Annotated in this window: 17 protein-coding genes; 5 read left to right on the top strand and 12 right to left on the bottom strand. The window is 72.6% G+C overall.

Features of this window, described 5'->3' with window-relative positions:
* Positions 1-13 precede the first annotated feature (13 nt).
* Genes LV75_RS30480 through LV75_RS30450 form a run of 7 tightly spaced genes read right to left on the bottom strand, consistent with a single transcriptional unit; the run spans position 14 to position 6932 of the window.
* The gene (locus LV75_RS30480) at positions 14-415 is read right to left on the bottom strand and encodes a RidA family protein (protein ID WP_253890811.1); all 402 of its coding nucleotides are present in this window, start codon (positions 413-415) and stop codon (positions 14-16) included.
* On the bottom strand, positions 412-1230 hold the full coding sequence (locus LV75_RS30475) for an enoyl-CoA hydratase family protein (protein WP_253890810.1): 819 nt from the start codon (positions 1228-1230) through the stop codon (positions 412-414). The genes LV75_RS30480 and LV75_RS30475 overlap by 4 nt, the downstream gene beginning before the upstream one ends.
* A gap of 13 nt (positions 1231-1243) precedes the next feature.
* Complete coding sequence (locus LV75_RS30470; RefSeq protein ID WP_253890809.1) at positions 1244-1930, bottom strand: SDR family NAD(P)-dependent oxidoreductase; 687 nt, start codon at positions 1928-1930, stop codon at positions 1244-1246.
* A complete protein-coding gene (locus tag LV75_RS30465) occupies positions 1927-3459 on the bottom strand; it encodes a benzoate-CoA ligase family protein (RefSeq protein ID WP_253890808.1) in 1533 nt (510 codons plus the stop codon). Before LV75_RS30465 ends, LV75_RS30470 begins: the two co-directional genes overlap by 4 nt.
* A gap of 10 nt (positions 3460-3469) precedes the next feature.
* Positions 3470-4219, bottom strand: a complete 750-nt coding sequence (locus tag LV75_RS30460) for a creatininase family protein (RefSeq protein WP_253890807.1) — start codon at positions 4217-4219, stop codon at positions 3470-3472.
* A complete protein-coding gene (locus LV75_RS30455; protein ID WP_253890806.1) occupies positions 4216-6132 on the bottom strand; it encodes an FAD-dependent monooxygenase in 1917 nt (638 codons plus the stop codon). Before LV75_RS30455 ends, LV75_RS30460 begins: the two co-directional genes overlap by 4 nt.
* Positions 6132-6932, bottom strand: a complete 801-nt coding sequence (locus LV75_RS30450) for an LLM class flavin-dependent oxidoreductase (protein ID WP_253890805.1) — start codon at positions 6930-6932, stop codon at positions 6132-6134. The genes LV75_RS30455 and LV75_RS30450 overlap by 1 nt, the downstream gene beginning before the upstream one ends.
* A gap of 80 nt (positions 6933-7012) precedes the next feature.
* Between LV75_RS30450 and LV75_RS30445 the strand changes: the two genes are divergently transcribed.
* Genes LV75_RS30445 through LV75_RS30430 form a run of 4 tightly spaced genes read left to right on the top strand, consistent with a single transcriptional unit; the run spans position 7013 to position 10886 of the window.
* Positions 7013-7813 (top strand): PaaX family transcriptional regulator, encoded by an 801-nt coding sequence (locus LV75_RS30445; RefSeq protein WP_253890804.1) that lies wholly within the window; start codon positions 7013-7015, stop codon positions 7811-7813.
* The gene (locus tag LV75_RS30440) at positions 7810-8658 is read left to right on the top strand and encodes a tryptophan 2,3-dioxygenase (protein WP_308211070.1); all 849 of its coding nucleotides are present in this window, start codon (positions 7810-7812) and stop codon (positions 8656-8658) included. Before LV75_RS30445 ends, LV75_RS30440 begins: the two co-directional genes overlap by 4 nt.
* A complete protein-coding gene (locus LV75_RS30435) occupies positions 8655-9815 on the top strand; it encodes an aminotransferase class V-fold PLP-dependent enzyme (protein ID WP_253890803.1) in 1161 nt (386 codons plus the stop codon). Before LV75_RS30440 ends, LV75_RS30435 begins: the two co-directional genes overlap by 4 nt.
* A 33-nt stretch (positions 9816-9848) precedes the next feature.
* The gene (locus LV75_RS30430) at positions 9849-10886 is read left to right on the top strand and encodes a cation diffusion facilitator family transporter (RefSeq protein WP_253890802.1); all 1038 of its coding nucleotides are present in this window, start codon (positions 9849-9851) and stop codon (positions 10884-10886) included.
* Here the strand turns inward: LV75_RS30430 and LV75_RS30425 are convergent.
* Positions 10856-11290: an ATP-binding protein gene (locus LV75_RS30425; RefSeq protein WP_253890801.1), complete on the bottom strand. Its 435-nt coding sequence runs from the start codon at positions 11288-11290 to the stop codon at positions 10856-10858. The two genes, LV75_RS30430 and LV75_RS30425, sit on opposite strands and share 31 nt — an antisense overlap.
* Positions 11291-11345: 55 nt before the next feature.
* The gene (locus tag LV75_RS30420; RefSeq protein WP_253890800.1) at positions 11346-12257 is read right to left on the bottom strand and encodes a Ppx/GppA phosphatase family protein; all 912 of its coding nucleotides are present in this window, start codon (positions 12255-12257) and stop codon (positions 11346-11348) included.
* Positions 12258-12484: 227 nt separating this feature from the next.
* Between LV75_RS30420 and LV75_RS30415 the strand changes: the two genes are divergently transcribed.
* Positions 12485-13465: a DNA polymerase domain-containing protein gene (locus LV75_RS30415; RefSeq protein WP_372504259.1), complete on the top strand. Its 981-nt coding sequence runs from the start codon at positions 12485-12487 to the stop codon at positions 13463-13465.
* 2 nt (positions 13466-13467) lie between these two features.
* Here LV75_RS30415 and LV75_RS30410 read toward each other — a convergent pair whose 3' ends face one another.
* From LV75_RS30410 to LV75_RS30400, 3 genes are all read right to left on the bottom strand, one after another.
* Positions 13468-14025 (bottom strand): TlpA disulfide reductase family protein, encoded by a 558-nt coding sequence (locus tag LV75_RS30410; RefSeq protein WP_253890799.1) that lies wholly within the window; start codon positions 14023-14025, stop codon positions 13468-13470.
* A 113-nt stretch (positions 14026-14138) separates the two neighbouring features.
* Complete coding sequence (locus LV75_RS30405) at positions 14139-14474, bottom strand: hypothetical protein (RefSeq protein ID WP_253890798.1); 336 nt, start codon at positions 14472-14474, stop codon at positions 14139-14141.
* Positions 14475-14515: 41 nt separating this feature from the next.
* Positions 14516-15868: an acyltransferase gene (locus tag LV75_RS30400; RefSeq protein WP_253890797.1), complete on the bottom strand. Its 1353-nt coding sequence runs from the start codon at positions 15866-15868 to the stop codon at positions 14516-14518.
* Positions 15869-15930 lie beyond the last annotated feature (62 nt).

The following is a 15930-nucleotide window of genomic DNA, read 5'->3' as shown; positions in this document are numbered from 1 at the left end:
GCGCGGAGGTGGGTCATGGGATGACCGCCGTGCCGAGGAGTTCGATGAGGGCGTCGTCATCGAACAGGGTAACTACGCCGAAGAGGGCGACGGCGGGGTAGTGGCGGCCGAAGTGTTTGCGCCACAAGGGGCCTAGCTCGGGCAGGGCTGCCTTGTAGGCGGGGACGTCGGTGACGTAGATGAGCAGGGAGACCAGGTGTTCCGGTGTGCCGCCGGACGCCGCGAGGGCGGTGACGACGTTGCCCGCTGCTTGGTCGAATTGCTCGGCCACGGTGCTTCCGACGATCGCGCCGGTGCTGTCCTGCGCGGTTTGCCCGCCGAGGTACACGGTGCTGCCGGGGGCGGCGACCACGGCGTGGGCGAAGCCGACCGGGGGTGCCAGGTCGGGGGCGGTGATGACGCGGTGCGGGGTCATCGGCCGGTCCACTTCGGGGTGCGGCCCTCTTGCCACGCGGCGTAGAACTCGGCGTGGTCGGCGGACTTCATGAGCAGTGCCTGGCTCACGGCCTCCAACTCGATGGCCGTCGCCAGGTCCACGTCCTGCTCCCGGGTCAGCAGCACCTTGGTCGTCGAGTACGCCAGCGCGGGCCCCTCGGCGAGGCGCTGGGCGAGCGAGGCGGCCGCGGCGGGGAGGTCGTCGACGACGGTGCCCAGGCCCAGTTGTTCGGCGCGGGCGGCGTCGACCTTGTCGCCGAGGATGAGCAGTTCGGTGGCCCGGCCGAGGCCGATGATGCGCGGCAGCAGGTACGCCGAGCCCATGTCCGCGCCCGCCAAGCCGACTTTGGTGAACAGGAAGGCAAAGGACGCCTCCGGTGCCAGCAGCCGGAAGTCCGCGGCCAGGGCCAACACCGAGCCCGCCCCCGCCGCGATCCCGTTGACAGCGGCGATCACCGGCATCGGGCATTCCCGCAACGCCCGCACCACCGCCCCCGTCATCCGGGTGAACTCCAGCAGCTGCGCGGCGTCCATCGCCTGCAGCGCCCCGATGATCTCCTCGACGTCGCCGCCGGAGCAGAACCCGCGCCCGCTACCGCGCAGCACCAGCACCTTGGCGTCGCCCCGGTGCGGCAACTCGGCGATGAGGTCGCGCAGGTCCGCGTACGCCTCGAAGGTGAGCGCGTTCAGCTTCTCCGGCCGGTCCAGCGTCACCGTCGCGACCCCGTCCGCCACGGCGAACCCGAAATGCGCCCACGACTCGGTGAACCCCGCCGACGCCCGCAACGGGCTCACCGCTGACCACCGCTCACTGAACTCCTCCTCCGTCGAGCACCAATGACTGCCCGTTGATCGCGCCCGCTCCCGCGGCCGCGAAGAACGACACCGCGAACGCGACCTCCGCGGGCTCCAACAACCGCCCCAGCGGTGACGCCCCGGCCAGCGCGGCCTCCGCCTCGGCGGGTGACCGCCCCGTCCGGTTCGAGATCACCCTGGTCGCCTCCGCCACGATGTCCGTCCGGGTGAACGTCGGGCACACCGCGTTCGAGGTGACCCCGGTGCCCGCCACCTCCGCGGCCACCGCGCGCATCAAGCCGACGGCGGCGTGCTTCGCGGCGGTGTAGGCCGCCGTGTAGCGCTGCCCGACCTTGCCCGCGGTGGAGGCGACGAACACGATCCGACCGCTGTCGCGCTCCAGCATCCCCGCAAGTACCGCCCGCGTGCACAAGAAGGCACCGAAGGCGTTGACGTCCTGCTGGTCGCGCCACTGCTGCACGGTGGTCTTGGTGAGCGGGGCGCTCGAGGCGATGCCCGCGTTGTTCACCAGCACGTCAACCGGTCCGATCCGGGTGAACACGGCGTCGACGGCGGCCTCGTCGGTGACGTCGCAGTCCGCTCGGCCCAAGGCGATGACCTCGTCACCGGCCGCCCGGAAGCGCTCGGCGACGGCCGCGCCGATGCCGCGGCTGCCGCCGGTGACCACCACTCGTCTCATGTGGACACATCCAACGTGCGCAGTGCCCTGCGGTCCAGTTTGCCGTTCGTGGTCCGGGGGAGCTCGGCGACGAACACCACCCGTTCGGGGGTCTTGTGCGGGGACAGCCGCTCGCGGACATAGCGGCGCAGGTCGTCCTCGGTGACCCCGCCGGTGCTGACCACGAACGCGTGCGGCCGGGTCAGCCCGCCCCGCTGGTGGCCGAGCACGGCGCACTCCACCACGGCCGGGTGGCCGATCAGGCAGTGCTCGATCTCGCTGGGCGCCACCCAGATCCCGCTCACCTTCAGCAGGTCGTCCGCGCGCCCCCGGTAGTGGAAGGCGCCGTCGGGGTCGCGCACCACCAGGTCTCCGGTGTGGACGGTCCCGCCGCCGGGGAAGGTCACCGCGGAGCGCTCCGGGTCGCCGACGTACTCCGTGGCCGCGGTGTCGCCGGTGATCTGCAGGGTGCCCACCTCGCCGTCGGGCACCGCGTCGCCGTCGGGGTCGACGACCCGTGCGGTGTAGCCGGGGACCAGGGTGCCGATGCTGCCCAGGACGGCGGCGCCGGGGCGGTTGGAGATGTAGATGTGGTACGCCTCCGACGACCCGATGCCGTCGATGACCTCTACGCCGAACAGGGCGTCCCACTTGCGGTGCAGCTCCGGCGGCAGCGCCTCGCCCGCGGAGGTGCACAGCCGCAGGGAGCTCAGGTCCTGCTCGGCTGCCCGCGGGTGCGCCACCATCGCGGCCATCATGGTCGGCACGTTCACCAGGACCGTCGGCCGGTGCTCGGCGATCAGCGCGAAGACCCGCTCCGGCGTGCTGCGCTCCGGGAAGACGACCCCGGCACCGCCGACGCCGAACGGGAATAGCGCGGCCAAATCCCTGGCGTACCCGAAGAACAGCTTCGGCACCGGCAACACGATGTCGTCCTCGGTCAGCCCCAGCACTCCTCGCGCGTACCACTCGTGGCTGTTGACCGGGCTGTGGAACGTGTGCGGACAGGCCTTCGGCGTTCCCGTGCTACCCGTGGTGAACTTCCACAGCACCACATCGTCCGGCCCGCGCAACACAGCGTCTAAAGTGGACGGAGAAGCGGCCGCCAGCGCGTCGAAGTCGTGCTCGTTCGCCTGTAACTCCAGGTCCGCTGCGCCAACCACGAGAATGTCGCGCCCTTGCGTTCCTGCTTCGCGTAACCGTTGCAGCGTCAGGGAATCCGCGACCACCACCGACGCCCCGGTGTAGCCCAAGAAGTAGGAGTAGTCCTTTGCCGTGAGGAACGTGTAGACCTCGGCGGTCACCGCACCGATCTTCTGCGCCCCGAACCAGGTCGCGACGAACTCAACGCCGTCGGACAGGGCTAAGAGCACGCGGTCGCCCGGGCGCACCCCGAACGACAGCAGCACGTTGCCGACCCGGTTGGTCAGGTCGGCGAGGTCGGCGTAGGTGTGCGGGCCGGTCGGGCCGAGCAGGGCTGGGCGGTCCGACCGGCCGAGGTCGGTGTTGCGGTCGAGGAAGTGGCTCGCGAGGTTGAGCTGGTGGGGCACCGGACTCCTCTCAACGCACCTGGTCGTGGATGGCCTCGACCAGCATGTCGGTCAGGCTCTCGAAGGTCTGCCGCCCCTCCTCGGCGGTGGCCTCGGCTGGCGCGCCGCAATAGGCGTCGAGCATGCCCATCGCGGTGAACCCGTGCTTGCCCGCGCTCATCGCCGCGGGCAGATCGACCCGCACCGCGGGCAACCGGGCCATGGCCCCGGTGTCGACCAGTTCGGGGTGGTCGGCGAGGACGAGCGAGGTCTCGTAGCGGCCCGCGTGGCAGGAGCCGGACTGGAACTCCTCGGTCAGCCGGGCGACCGCCGCGCGCCGCAGGAGGTCGAGGTACCCGGTCCGGATCCCGTTGTCCGCCAACGTCTTGACCGCCGCCCGCAGGGCGCTGACGTGGGCGGGCTCGAAGTGGTTGTTCACCACGACCACCCGGGGGAACCCCTGCGCGGCAAGGGAAGAGCAGATCTCGACGACCAGGGAGCCCAGCGTCGCGGCGCTGATCCCGACCGCCCCGGCGAACCCCGCCCCGAACTCGGTCACCCCGTAGGACAGCGCGGGCAGGATCTTGACGGTGATCACCGGGTCGTCGGCCAGCCGGTCCGCCGCCCGCAGGCACATCCCCGCGGAGATGATCGGGTCGGTGTCCAGTGGCGCGTGCGGCCCGTGCGGCTCCACGGCGCCCACCGGCAGCAGCAGCACCGGCGTCCGCTCCCGCAGTGCCGCGGCCCCCGGTGAGGTCAGGTCGGCGAACCGGTGGCTCATGGCGCCTCCGCCAGCACGCACAGGTCCGCCCTGCCCGCCGCGACGACGGTGTTGACCTCGTCGAGCGTGGTCAGGTAGCCGCCGACCAGCGTCGGGATCCCGGCCTCGTTGCGCACCCGGTCCGACAGCGTGGTCAGGTAGCCGCGCTGGTAGTCGGGTCGGAAGTCCGGCAGCGTGTGCCCCGCGCGCACGTGCACGAGGTCCGTCCCGTGCGCCCGCAGCTCCTTGGCGAAGGCGATGCCGTCGGCGACGCTCGTCCCGCCCGGCGCCCAGTCCGTGACCGCCAGCCGCACCGCCAGCGTGCGGGGGAACGCGGCGCGCACGGCGTCGAGCACGGCGAGCGGGAACTTGTGCCGGTCGCCCCACTCGTCGGTGCGCTGGTTGGTCAGCGGGGAGCGGAACCCGGCGAGCAGGTGCCCGTCGGCCATGTCCAGCTCCAACAGGTCGAACCCGGCCTCGGCCGCGTCGGCGGCGTGCTCGGCGAAGGCCCGCAGCACCGCGTCGAGGTCGCTCACCTCGGTAGGGACCGGCGCGAACGGCCCGTAGGGGATCGGTGAGGCCGCCACGCACGGCGCCCCGGCCCGGGCACCCCGGTGCGTGAGCCGCAGGCCGAGGCGGGTGTCCGCCTTGAGCGCGACGGCGCCCCGCCAGTCCGCGGGCGAGGCCGAGTCGACCTCGACCGGACCGGCCAGCACCAGCCCGTACCCGTCCGCCACCCGAGCCGCCACCTCGTCCGGTGTGGACACCTCGGCGACCAACCGGTTCGGCAGCTCGCCGAACGGCGCGAACACCGGCGGCGCGGCGATCGCGCGGCCCGCGAACCACGAGTCGATCCGGCGGATCAGCCGCGGGTCGCGCTGCGCCAGGTTCGCGTGCGTGACCCGGCCGCTGCGGGTGAGGAGGTTGACCGCGAACTGGATCGGCTCGTACGAGGTGTAGTGCGCGGTCCGGCTGAAGTAGCCCGCGCTCTCCGCCGCCGCCTGCTGGAACCGCTCCACCACCGGCTGCCGCCGCAGTTCGTAGTCGGTCAGCGCCGCGTCCAGCGTCGGCTCGGTCGCCAGCGAGGCGGCCAGCGCGATCGAGTCCTCCATCGCCAGCTTGGTGCCCGAGCCGATGGAGAAGTGCGCGGTGTGCGCTGCGTCGCCCAGCAGCACCAGGTTTCTCTTGTGCCAACTCGGGGTGCGCACCAGCGGGAAGTCCAGCCACAGCGACCGGTTGGACCGCAGCCGCGCGCCGCCGAGGTCCTCGGCGAACAGCCGCTCGCAGAACGCGATGCTCTCCTCTTCGGTCGCCGTGTCGAGTCCGGCGCGCTCCCACACCCCTTGCGCGCACTCCACGATCCAGGTGCTGGTCCGCTCGTCGAACGGGTACGCGTGCGCTTGGAACAGGCCGTACTCGGTCTCGCGGAAGGCGAAGGTGAACGCGTCGAGCACCAGGTCGGTGCCGAACCAGACGTACTTGCAGCCCTGCGGCGACACCCGCGCCCGGAAGTGCCGCTGCCGGGTCTTGCTGTTCGCGCCGTCGGCCGCGACCCGCAGGTCGGCCTGCGGCGGCTCCTCGAGCTCACTGCCGAACCGCAGGTCGGCGCCCAGTTCGGTCGCCCTGGCCCGCAGGATCGCGAGCAGGTGCCTGCGGGCGATCGCGGTGAACGAGTGGCCGCTGGAGCGGACGACCTCGCCGCGGTAGCGGATGTCGATGCGCGACCAGCGGGCGAACGAGTCGGTGATCTCCAAGTGCGTCGGCGGGTCCGCGTCGTGCAACGCCCCCAGCGTCTCCTCGGAGAACACCACCCCCCACCCGAACGTGGCGTCCGGGGCGTTGCGCTCGTGCACCGCGACGGTATGCCCTGCCTTGCGCAGCAGGATCGCCAGGTACAGCCCCGCCGGGCCCGCGCCGAGGATCGAGACGTCCATCAGAGCGCCTCGGCAAGGCGGTCGAGGTCGGCCAGGTCGAGCGTGGTGGGGAACAGGATCAGCTCGTCGCAGCCCGCCTCGGCGTAGCCGCGCACGTAGTCCTTGATGGCCCGCGCGCTGGTCAACGCACCGGCCGCGATCTTGTCGGCGAACGGGCCGGTGAAGGCGTAGTAGTCGCGCAGGTAGTCCTGCCCGCGCTCCGGCTCGCTCAGCGCCAGATAACCCTGCCCCCACAACACCGGGGAGCCTGGCCTGCCGTGGTCGTACCACGCGGCACGGGCTTGCGTCGCGGCGGAGGCGAACGCGCGGGGCGGACCGCCGCCGTGGGCGTACCCGTTGGCGTAGCGGGCCATCCGGGCCAGCGCCGTGCCGGAACTCCCGCCGACCAGGATGTCCACAGAGGACAACCCGCCGCCGCGCAGGTGGGCGAGCTGGGTGGACAGCGCCGCGCCCCGGGTGCTCGGGTCGACCCCCGCGGCGGCGTAGTCGTCGTGCCGGGCGCCGATGCCCAGGCCGAGGGTGAACCGCCCGCCGGAGACCTCGTGCAGCGACTGGGCCTGCTTGGCCAGCACGCCGGGGGAGCGCAGCGGGCCGATCGCGATCATCGTGGCCAGCCCGATCCGCTCGGTCACCGCGGCGGCGGCCGCCAGCGTGATGAACGGGTCCACGCTGTCGTAGCGCAGCCGGTCGAGCACGGCGAGCGTGCTGAAGCCCGCCGCCTCGGCGCGCCGCGCCCACTCGAGCAGCGCGCCGCGCCCACGAGCGGGAACCGTGTTGGGGAGTCCGATACCGACCTGCACCAGCGTCACACCCTTGTGCCCGGGGTCACTGGGCAAAACGTTACGGTTGACCCCGCTGAGGTGTCAACTAAGCTCGTGCTGTGTTCGACGCAGCCCCGCAGGACCTCGTGCTGACCATCCTCGGCGCCCACCTGCGCCCCCGCGAGCGCACCACGGTGTGGTCCGGTGGCCTGGTGGCGCTGCTGGCCGAGTTCGGCTCCTCACCCGGCGCGGCCCGGGTCGCGCTGACCCGGCTCGTGCAGCGCGACCTGCTGGAACGGGTCCGCGACGGCCGGATGGTGCACTACCGGATCACCCCCCGCGCCGCCGCCGTGCTCGCCGAGGGCGACCGGCGCATCTTCACCCTGGGCACCCGCGCGGGCGCCGCCGGGCAGTGGACCGTGCTCTGGCACGCCATCCCCGAGGAGCAGCGGGTCGCCCGGGCCCGGCTGGTGCGCAGGCTGCGGTTCCTCGGCTTCGGCTCGGTCCAGGACGGCACCTGGCTGGCCCCCTACGACCGGGCCGACGAGGTCGCCACCCTGCTGGCCGAACTGGGCGTCGCCGCGCACGCGGGCGTCCTGGTCGGCGCGCCCGCCGCCGTGCCCGACTTCGCCGCCTTCACCGCCCGCGTGTGGGACCTGCCGGGGTTGGAGCGGCGCTACCGCGACTTCGTCACCGAGTTCACCAACCGCGACCCGGAGCCCGATCCGGCCACCGCGTTCGGCTTACGCGTGCGGCTGACCCACACCTACCGCCAGTTCGCGCTGCTCGACCCGGAACTCCCCGAGGACGTCGTGCCGCCCCCGCCGCACCGGGCCGCCGCGGTCGACCTCTTCCACGACACCTACCCCGCGCTGGCCGAGCAGGCCCAGCGCCACTTCGACGGAGCGATGACGCCGTGACCGCACCAGAGCAGGGCCCTCCCAGCGCGGAACCCAACCCGGCAGACCCGAGCCCGGCCGACACGAAAGCCGCGCTCACCTACACGTCCTACCTGGCCCTCGACGAGGTCCTCGCCGCGCAGCGCCCGCGCTCCGACGAGCACGACGAGCTGCTGTTCATCGTCATCCACCAAGTCTACGAGCTGTGGTTCAAGCAGGTCCTGCACGAGCTCGCCCGGCTGCAGGCGGTGCTGGCCAAGGGCGACACCGCGCACGCCACCCGGGTGCTGCGCCGGGTGCTGACCATCCTCAAGGTGATCGTCGCCCAGATCGACGTGCTGGAGACGATGACCCCGCGCCAGTTCACCAGCTTCCGCGCCCGCCTCGACGCCTCCAGCGGCTTCCAGTCCGCCCAGTTCCGCGAGCTGGAGGCGGTGCTGGGTCGCCGGGACCGGCGCGCGTTCGCGCACTACCCGGAGGGCGGCGACGAGCGCGCCCGCATCGCCGACGCGATGGCGCGGCCGTCGCTGTTCGACTCGTTCCTGGGCTACCTCGCCCTGCACGGCTACCAGGTCCCGGCGGACCTGCTCGACCGCGACGTGAGCACGGCGGCGGCGCCTTCCGCCGAGCTGCAGAAGGTCCTGCTCGCCGTCTACGGCGACGACTCGGGACCGTCCACCGTCGCGGAGTACTTGGTCGACCTCGATGAGGGTCTACAGGAGTGGAGGTACCGGCACGTGAAGATGGTCGAGCGCACGATCGGCACCAAGCAGGGCACCGGCGGGTCGGCGGGCGCGGCGTACTTGCGCGGCACCCTGTTCGACCCCGCGTTCCCCGACCTGTGGGCCGTGCGGAGCGAACTGTGAGCGCCGCGGACCTCGCCGCCCACTACCGGCGCTTCGGCGTCGCCGACCGGCTGCTGCTGACCGGGCACTCGCACCAGGCGTGGCCGGATGTGGCGCTGGAGGGCCAGATCGAGGCCTTCGACGACGCCGCGCTCGCCGTGGACGAGAAGTGGGGCCGCGCCTTCGCCAAAGCGGATCGGTTGCGGGCCGCCTACGGTGAGCTGGTGGGCGACCCCGGCGGTGACGTCGCGCTCGGCGCCAACACCCACGAGCTCGTCGTCCGGTTCCTGTCCGCGATCGACATCACCGGCCGCCCCAAGCTGATCACCACCGACGGCGAGTTCCACACCCTGCGCAGGCAGCTGGGCAGGCTCGCCGAGGAGTTCGTCCGGATCGTGCGGGTCCCAGCCGAACCGGCCGACACCCTCGCCGAGCGCCTCGCGTCCGAAGTGGACGACAAGACCGCCGCCGTGCTGGTGTCCGCGGTGCTGTTCGAGACCGCCCGGATCGTGCCCGGTCTCGCCGCGGTCGCCGCCGCGTGCGAGCGCCACGGCGTCGAGTTGCTCGTCGACGCCTACCACGCGCTGGGCGTCGTCCCGTTCGACCTCGACGGCCTCGCCGACGCCTGGATCGTCGGCGGCGGCTACAAATACCTGCAACTGGGCGAGGGCAACTGCTTCCTGCGGCTGCCGGGGCACGCCCAGCACACCCGCCCGGTGATCACCGGTTGGTACGCCGAGTTCGCCGCGCTGGCCGACGAACGGGACCCCACCCTCGTCGCCTACGGGCCGGGAGCGACCCGCTTCGCCGGGGCCACGTACGACCCGACCAGCCACTACCGCGCGGCGCGGGTGCTCGACTTCTTCGCCGAGCAGGGCCTGACCGCCGCCCGGTTGCGCGAGATCTCCCTGCACCAGAACGGCCTGCTGGCCTCGGCGTTCGACGAGTTGGGGCTGCCCGACGAGGTCGTCACCCGCGACCGCGACACCCCGCGCAGCGCGTTCGCCGGGTTCCTGTCGCTGCGGGCACCGCGCGCGCAGGAGTTCCAACGGGTGCTGGCCGAGCGCGGCGTCCTCACCGACAGCCGCGGTGAGCACCTGCGGTTCGGGCCCGCGCCCTACCTGCGCGACGACCAGTTGCGCGCGGCGGTGGCCGCGCTGGGGGAGATCGCGAGCTGAGCGGGCCGCCACCCGGCGACTTAGGATCGCCGGGTGGCGCAGGACGAGCGGTCGCACAGCGGTGGGGCCAAGGGTGAGAAGCCGTCCACGGGTGGCGAGAGCACGCTCACGGTGGTGCTCGCCGGATCGGTGAACCTGCTGATCGCGGTGCTCAAACTGGTCGCCGGGCTGATCACCGGCTCGGCGGCGATGCTGTCGGAGGCGGTGCACTCGGTGGCCGACACGATCACCGAGGTGCTGCTGCTCACCGCGCTCAAGGTCTCCCGCCGCCCGGCCGACCGCACCCACCCCTTCGGCTACGGCAAGGCCCGCTACTTCTGGTCCCTGCTCGCCGCGGTGTCGATCTTCGCGTCCGGCTCGATGTTCGCCCTCTACGAGGGGATTGCGACCGTCTTCGGCGAGGCCGAGGACCAGACCTCCCCCGTGGTGGCCTACATCGTGCTGGCGGTCGCGTTCGCCCTGGAGTCGGTGTCCTGGGCGCAGGCGCTGCGCCAAGTCCGCCGCGACGCCGCCGACCAGGGGCGGACTTTGCGCGCCCAGTTGCGCCACAGCGACGACCCCACCGCCACCACGGTCTTCTACGAGGACTCCGCGGCGCTGTCCGGTCTGCTGCTGGCCTTCGCGGGCGTCGGGCTGCACCACCTCACCGGGGACTCCGTGTGGGACGGGATCGCCTCGATCGCCATCGGCCTGCTGCTGGCCGGTGTGGCGTTCCTGCTCGGCAGGGCCAACGCCGCGCTGCTCATCGGTCGCCAAGCCGCGCCGGACCTGGTCTACGGGGTGCGCGACCACCTGTCGGCCGCCCCGGAGGTCGACGCCGTGGTGGACCTGCAGACCATGCTGATCGGCACCGACAGCGTGCTGGTGTGCGCGCGGGTCGACTTCGACGACACGCTCACCGCGGGGCAGTTGGAGCGGGTCTGCGTGCGGCTGGCGGCCGAACTGCGCCAAGCGCACCCCGATGTCAGCGAGGTCTTCCTCGAACCGGTGCCGCGCTCGGACGCCGACCTGCGCGCCGCCGTGCTCGCCCGCTACGGCGCTCAGTCCGCCCGTCGCTCCACAGTGGAGTGATCGCGGGTCGCGCCCTCGCGGGCGAACCACGCGGTGAACGTGGTGCGCCCGTCGGTCACCGCGAGGTTGACCTCCTCGGCGAGCGCCCGCACGATCGCCATGCCGCGCCCGGCGAGCACCACCCCGGAGGCGGGCACCCGCCAGCCGATCTCGTCGACCACCGTGACCACCACGACCGCGTCGTCCACGTGCGCGCTCACCCCGAGCACGGCGGAGCGCGCGCCCGAGCGGCCCCCGTTGGCGATCGCGTTGCTCATCGCCTCGTCCGCCGACCACACGGCGTCCTCGCACGTACCCTCCGGGACACCGGTCCCGGCCAGCCAGTCCCGCAGCGCGTGCCGCGCGAAGTGCAGCTGCGCCGGGTCGGCGGGCACCGTCACCGCCCACACCGCCAATTCCGTCATGGATCGGGAATACCTCGACCGCCGGGGGTGAAACGGTCGCGCGGTGGTGAACCGGTCACGCGGCGTCGGTGCCGACCAGTCCCGAGCGGTGTTCGCGCAGTGCCAGCAGCAGCCCCTGGGTGGTCGACCACGGGCTGACCACGACCGCGTCGTGCCCGGTGACCTCCATCAACGCCCGCGCCGCCACCGCGCCAGCCAGCGACTGCTCGGCCCGGTGGCGCGAGATGCCCGGCAGCTTCGCCCGGCGCCGCGCCGACAGCCGCGCCAGCCGGGGGATCCACCGGTCCAGGTCGGCCACCCGCACGGTGCGCCTGCCCGCGAGCTTGGCCAGACCGCCGAACACCTTCGAGCAGCCCACCGCGCGCCCCCGGTGCAGCGCGGCCAGGTCGTCCTCGGTGAGCGCGCGCCGGATCAGCTCGGCGACCTCGTCCTCGCGGTCCACCAGCCCCAGCGCGGTCAGCGTGCGCGCGCCGAAGGGCAGCGACTCGGCCACCAGCGGCTCGTCGGCCGCGCCGGTGGCCACCTCGACGGTCCCGCCGCCGACGTCGAGCACGGTCAGCCTGCCCCGCTGGCCCGACCAGCGGCGGGCGGCCAGGTAGGCGAGCTGGGCCTCCTGCTGGCCGGTGAAGGTGCGCAACACGACCCCGGTGCGCCGGGCGATCCGGCGCACGACCTCGTCGGCGTTCGCCGCGTCGCGCACCGAGGAGGTGGCGAAGGGCACGAACTCGCCGATCGGCACCCCCGCGCGCCGGGCCCGCCCGCGCACCGCGGCGATCGCCGCGGCGATCGCGTCGATGCCCTCGGGGCGCAGCCGCCCGCAGGTGTCGTAGGCGCGGTCGAGGCGCAGCCGGACCTTGTCCGAGTGCAGCGGGGTCAGCGGGTCGTCCTGGTGGGCGGCCACCACGAGCAGGTGTGCGCTGAAGCTGCCGACATCGAGCACACCGACGGTGTCGAGCGGTTCGCGCATCGCTGGTCCCTGTTCGCGTCCGGTGTTGGTGATATGCCTCTTAAGTCAGTGGTGTGGGGATTATTGTTACCCGCCGGGGCGGGCAGGCAAATCCACCGAACCAGTACGAGTGTCACTGACCAGTGTAATTGCGGCCATTCGGACGGCCGCGCCGTGGGACCGCGGGTGCCCCGGCGCGCGATCTCGCGGCCGATTCCCGCCCCCGCCCCCTGTGGCACAGTGAGCGGGTGACGAGCGACGAGATCCGCAGCGACGAGATCCGTGACGGGGTGTCGCTGACCAACCTCGACCAGCCGCTGTTCGACGGGGCCGAGGCCACCAAGCGGACCCTCGTCGACTACCTGGCCGCGGTGGCCGGGCGGATGCTGCCCGGCTTGAGCGAGCGGCCGCTGTCGGTGGTCCGGGTCCGGCCGGGCCAGCCGCCGTTCATGCAGAAGAACACCCCCAAGTACACCCCCGGGTGGGTGCGCACCACCCGGTTGTGGGCCGACAGCAGCAAGCGCGAGATCAACTACGTGGTGTGCGACGACCGGCCGACCCTGGTGTGGCTGGGCAACCAGCGCGCGGTCGAGTACCACGTCCCGCTGTTCCGCCTCGGGGAGAACGCGCAGACGCACCTCGTGCTCGACCTGGATCCCCCGCCGGAGGCCGGTTTCGACGCCGTGGTCGCCGCGGCCGCCTTGGTGCGGCGGGCGTTGGCCGACGACGGGCTCACGGCGGCGGTGAAGACCAGTGGCTCCAAGGGCGTGCACATCCTCGTGCCGCTGCTGCCCGCCGACCCCGACGACGTCGCCGCCGCGACCCGTGCCGTGGCCGCCCGCGCGGAACGGCTGGACCCGGCCATCGCCACCACCGCGTACATCAAGGACGACCGGCACGGGAAGGTCTTCCTCGACTCGACCCGCGCGTACGGCGCCACCATCGCGGCGCCCTACAGCCCGCGGATCCGCCCGGGCGTGCCGGTGTCGTTCCCGGTGTCGTGGGACGAGTTGGACCGCGTCACCCCCGCCGACTTCACCCTCCGCACGGCGCTGGACCTGCTCGGCGAGCGCGACCCGTGGGCCGAGTCGATGCCCGCGGCCCAAGCGCTGCCTGCGGATCTCGTGGCCGAGGGGCGGACCATCCCGGTCGCCCGGGTGCAGGCCATGCACGAGGGCAAGCGCCGCGCCAAGGCCCGTGAGGCGGCTGAGAAAGCGGGCGACGCCTGAGGTCAGGGGGACTGTTCGGCCGCGACCGCCCGCACGACCGGGACCAGTTCGGACCGCAGCAGCCCGCCGACGAAGAACGCCGCGACCCGGTGCTGACCGTCCAGCACGAGCGTTGTCGGCACGGCCACGCCGCGGTACTTCTTCAACTTCAGCAAGGTGCGCGCGGCAGGGTCGTAGATCGAGCGGTACGGCACTTCGCGGTCGCGCACGAAATCCACCGCGAAATCGCGGTCGTTGTCGCGGACATCGATGCCGAGGAACGCAACCGGCAGATCCGCCACGTCCTCGTGGGCCCCGATCAGGTGCTCGGTCTCGCCCCGGCACGGACCGCACCACGCGCCCCAGATGTTGAGCACGACGACCTGGTCCGGGAAGTCCCCGAGCGACACGGTTGTGCCGGGGGACAACAGGTCTTCGCCGCCGAGGTCCTCGATGCCCACCCGGTCGGCGACGGCGATCACCACACCGGTGGGGTTGGTCGCGGTGCCCGGCGCGGATTCCGCGACCGAACAGCCGGAAATGGCCAGCAGAACCGATAGTGCGACCGCGCGCGCCCGCATTGTCCCCCCGGAAACGGTGCTGTTTCCGCGATTCTAACAGCGGGGTTCGGCAAACCTGACGGGCCGCCCACGCCCCGGGTGGGGACGTGGGCGGCCCTGCGGTCGGGTGCCGGTCAGGGCGCCCAGTCCCGGTCCGGTGGGGACGGGTCGAAGTAGGACAGCCAGAAGGTGTGCGCGTCCAGCACGTGCAGACCGTGCCTGCCGAACACGAGGAAGCCGCTCAGGCGCAGCGGGTGCGCGCCGGTCTTGTCGGTGAGGATGCCGGTCGGGGGCTCGTCGGTGCTGTCGATGCCGAAGGTGACCTCGGGGGTGACCTTGCCCTGCTGGCGCAGGGCGGTCACCCACTGGCTGATGGCGGGCAGGGTCGACGGGTCGCTGTAGTGCGCTGCCTGGACCGGGGCGGGCCAGGGTTGGTAGTACCTGGCCACGGTCCCCTTGGAGCCTCTCACGGCACCCAGCCTACCAGGCCGTTCGAACATGTGTTCGACAGCTAGGCCAACTTGCGGATCTCCCCGGCCAGCGCGGGCAGTTCCTCCGCCGGGTCCCGGTAGCGGTGCAGCGCCTCGCGCCCCACCGGGCCGCGCAGCACAGTCGCCAACCGGGCGGGCACCGCGATGGTGAACAGCAGCCCCCGGTTGTCGAAGCCCTCGACCACCCAGGCCACCCAGGGCAGCTGCAGGTTGGACGTGGGGCTGAAGAACACCGGCTGCTTGCCGCCGAAGGTGATCTCGTAGATGCCGAAGCGGCTCCAGTTGGTGATGGTGAACGTCCGCTGGTCGGGGTCGAAGCCGACCGGGACGCACTCGCCGAGCCGGGAGCGGCCGATGGACTCCAGGAACGCCCGGTTCGCCCGCAGGTTGAGCTGCGCGCGCGGGAAGTCGGTCACGGCGTCGCGGACCAGCCCGGCGATGACCTCGGCGGGGGCGTCCGGCGGGCAGGTCACGAACATCTCGCCGACGAGGTTGCCGATGACACCCTCGTCCAGGCCCAGGAAGCGGCGGACGTTGACCGGCATCGCGATCGAGCGCGCGGCGTCGGTGTCGCCCGCGAGCCCGCGCACCACGTTCGTGACGTGCCCGCACAGCACGTCGTTGACCGACAGCCGCCGCCCGGCCGCCGCGCTGACCTCGTCGCGCAGGCGGGCGATCTCGGCGTCGGTGAAGTAGACCTGGACCGTGCGGTTCGCCCGGACCGCGCCCTGGAACTCCGCGGCGAGCCGCTCGGCCTGCTCGGGGGTGGGTAGCCGGAACCCGGGGCGGCCGGAGTCGGTGGGCGGCAGGACCGCGTCGAGGTGCGCGTCCGGGTCGGTGAGCAGGGTGATCGCGGGCGGTTCGGTGCCCTCGGTGGCCGCCGACCAGGCCCGGACCAGGAACATGAAGCTCGCCAGGTCGCCGACCGAGTGGTGGAACGAGCAGCCCAGCGCCGAGGTGCCGTCGGACAGGTGCGTCAACCGGACGGTCAGCAACGGCAGTCCGCCCTGGCGCGCGTCGCGGGCCTGGACGTGGTCGACGAAGTCCGCGCCGGGCAGCGTCACCCGGCCGATCGCCTTGGGCAGCGTCTCGTCGAGGTCGTAGACCTCCAGCGGGATGCCCGAGTCGTCGCAGACGATCTCCAGGAGGTCACCGGTGGTGCGCAGCCGCCCGGCGAAGGCGGGCACCGCGGCCAGCGCCGCCGCGAGCCCCTCGGCGAGGCTGTCCTCGTCGAGCGCGTGCGGGAAGAAGAACACCACCGACACCGGGACGTCGGCGATCACCGTGTCGGTCACCCCGCAGGTGATCACCGTACCCGGCGCCGATCCGACCCGGACGGTCCGCGCCGAACGCAGGTGGGGCCATCCGCTCATTCCTCGGTCCTTTCCCCGGTGGGTTGGGGGAACCGTAGATCAGCGCGACCCGGCCCGACAGA

It is taken from the genome of Actinokineospora diospyrosa, assembly GCF_024171925.1.
GTDB lineage: Bacteria > Actinomycetota > Actinomycetes > Mycobacteriales > Pseudonocardiaceae > Actinokineospora > Actinokineospora diospyrosa.
This window is presented reverse-complemented; position numbering and strand designations above follow the sequence as displayed.

Excerpts from the sequence above, each read along its gene's own strand:
- LV75_RS30480 (WP_253890811.1), bottom strand. The coding sequence starts at position 415 with ATGACCCCGCACCGCGTCATCACCGCCCCCGACCTGGCACCCCCGGTC.
- LV75_RS30470 (WP_253890809.1), bottom strand. The coding sequence starts at position 1,930 with ATGAGACGAGTGGTGGTCACCGGCGGCAGCCGCGGCATCGGCGCGGCC.
- LV75_RS30460 (WP_253890807.1), bottom strand. The coding sequence starts at position 4,219 with ATGAGCCACCGGTTCGCCGACCTGACCTCACCGGGGGCCGCGGCACTG.
- LV75_RS30455 (WP_253890806.1), bottom strand. The coding sequence starts at position 6,132 with ATGGACGTCTCGATCCTCGGCGCGGGCCCGGCGGGGCTGTACCTGGCG.
- LV75_RS30425 (WP_253890801.1), bottom strand. The coding sequence starts at position 11,290 with ATGACGGAATTGGCGGTGTGGGCGGTGACGGTGCCCGCCGACCCGGCG.
- LV75_RS30420 (WP_253890800.1), bottom strand. The coding sequence starts at position 12,257 with ATGCGCGAACCGCTCGACACCGTCGGTGTGCTCGATGTCGGCAGCTTC.
- LV75_RS30410 (WP_253890799.1), bottom strand. The coding sequence starts at position 14,025 with ATGCGGGCGCGCGCGGTCGCACTATCGGTTCTGCTGGCCATTTCCGGC.
- LV75_RS30400 (WP_253890797.1), bottom strand. The coding sequence starts at position 15,868 with ATGAGCGGATGGCCCCACCTGCGTTCGGCGCGGACCGTCCGGGTCGGA.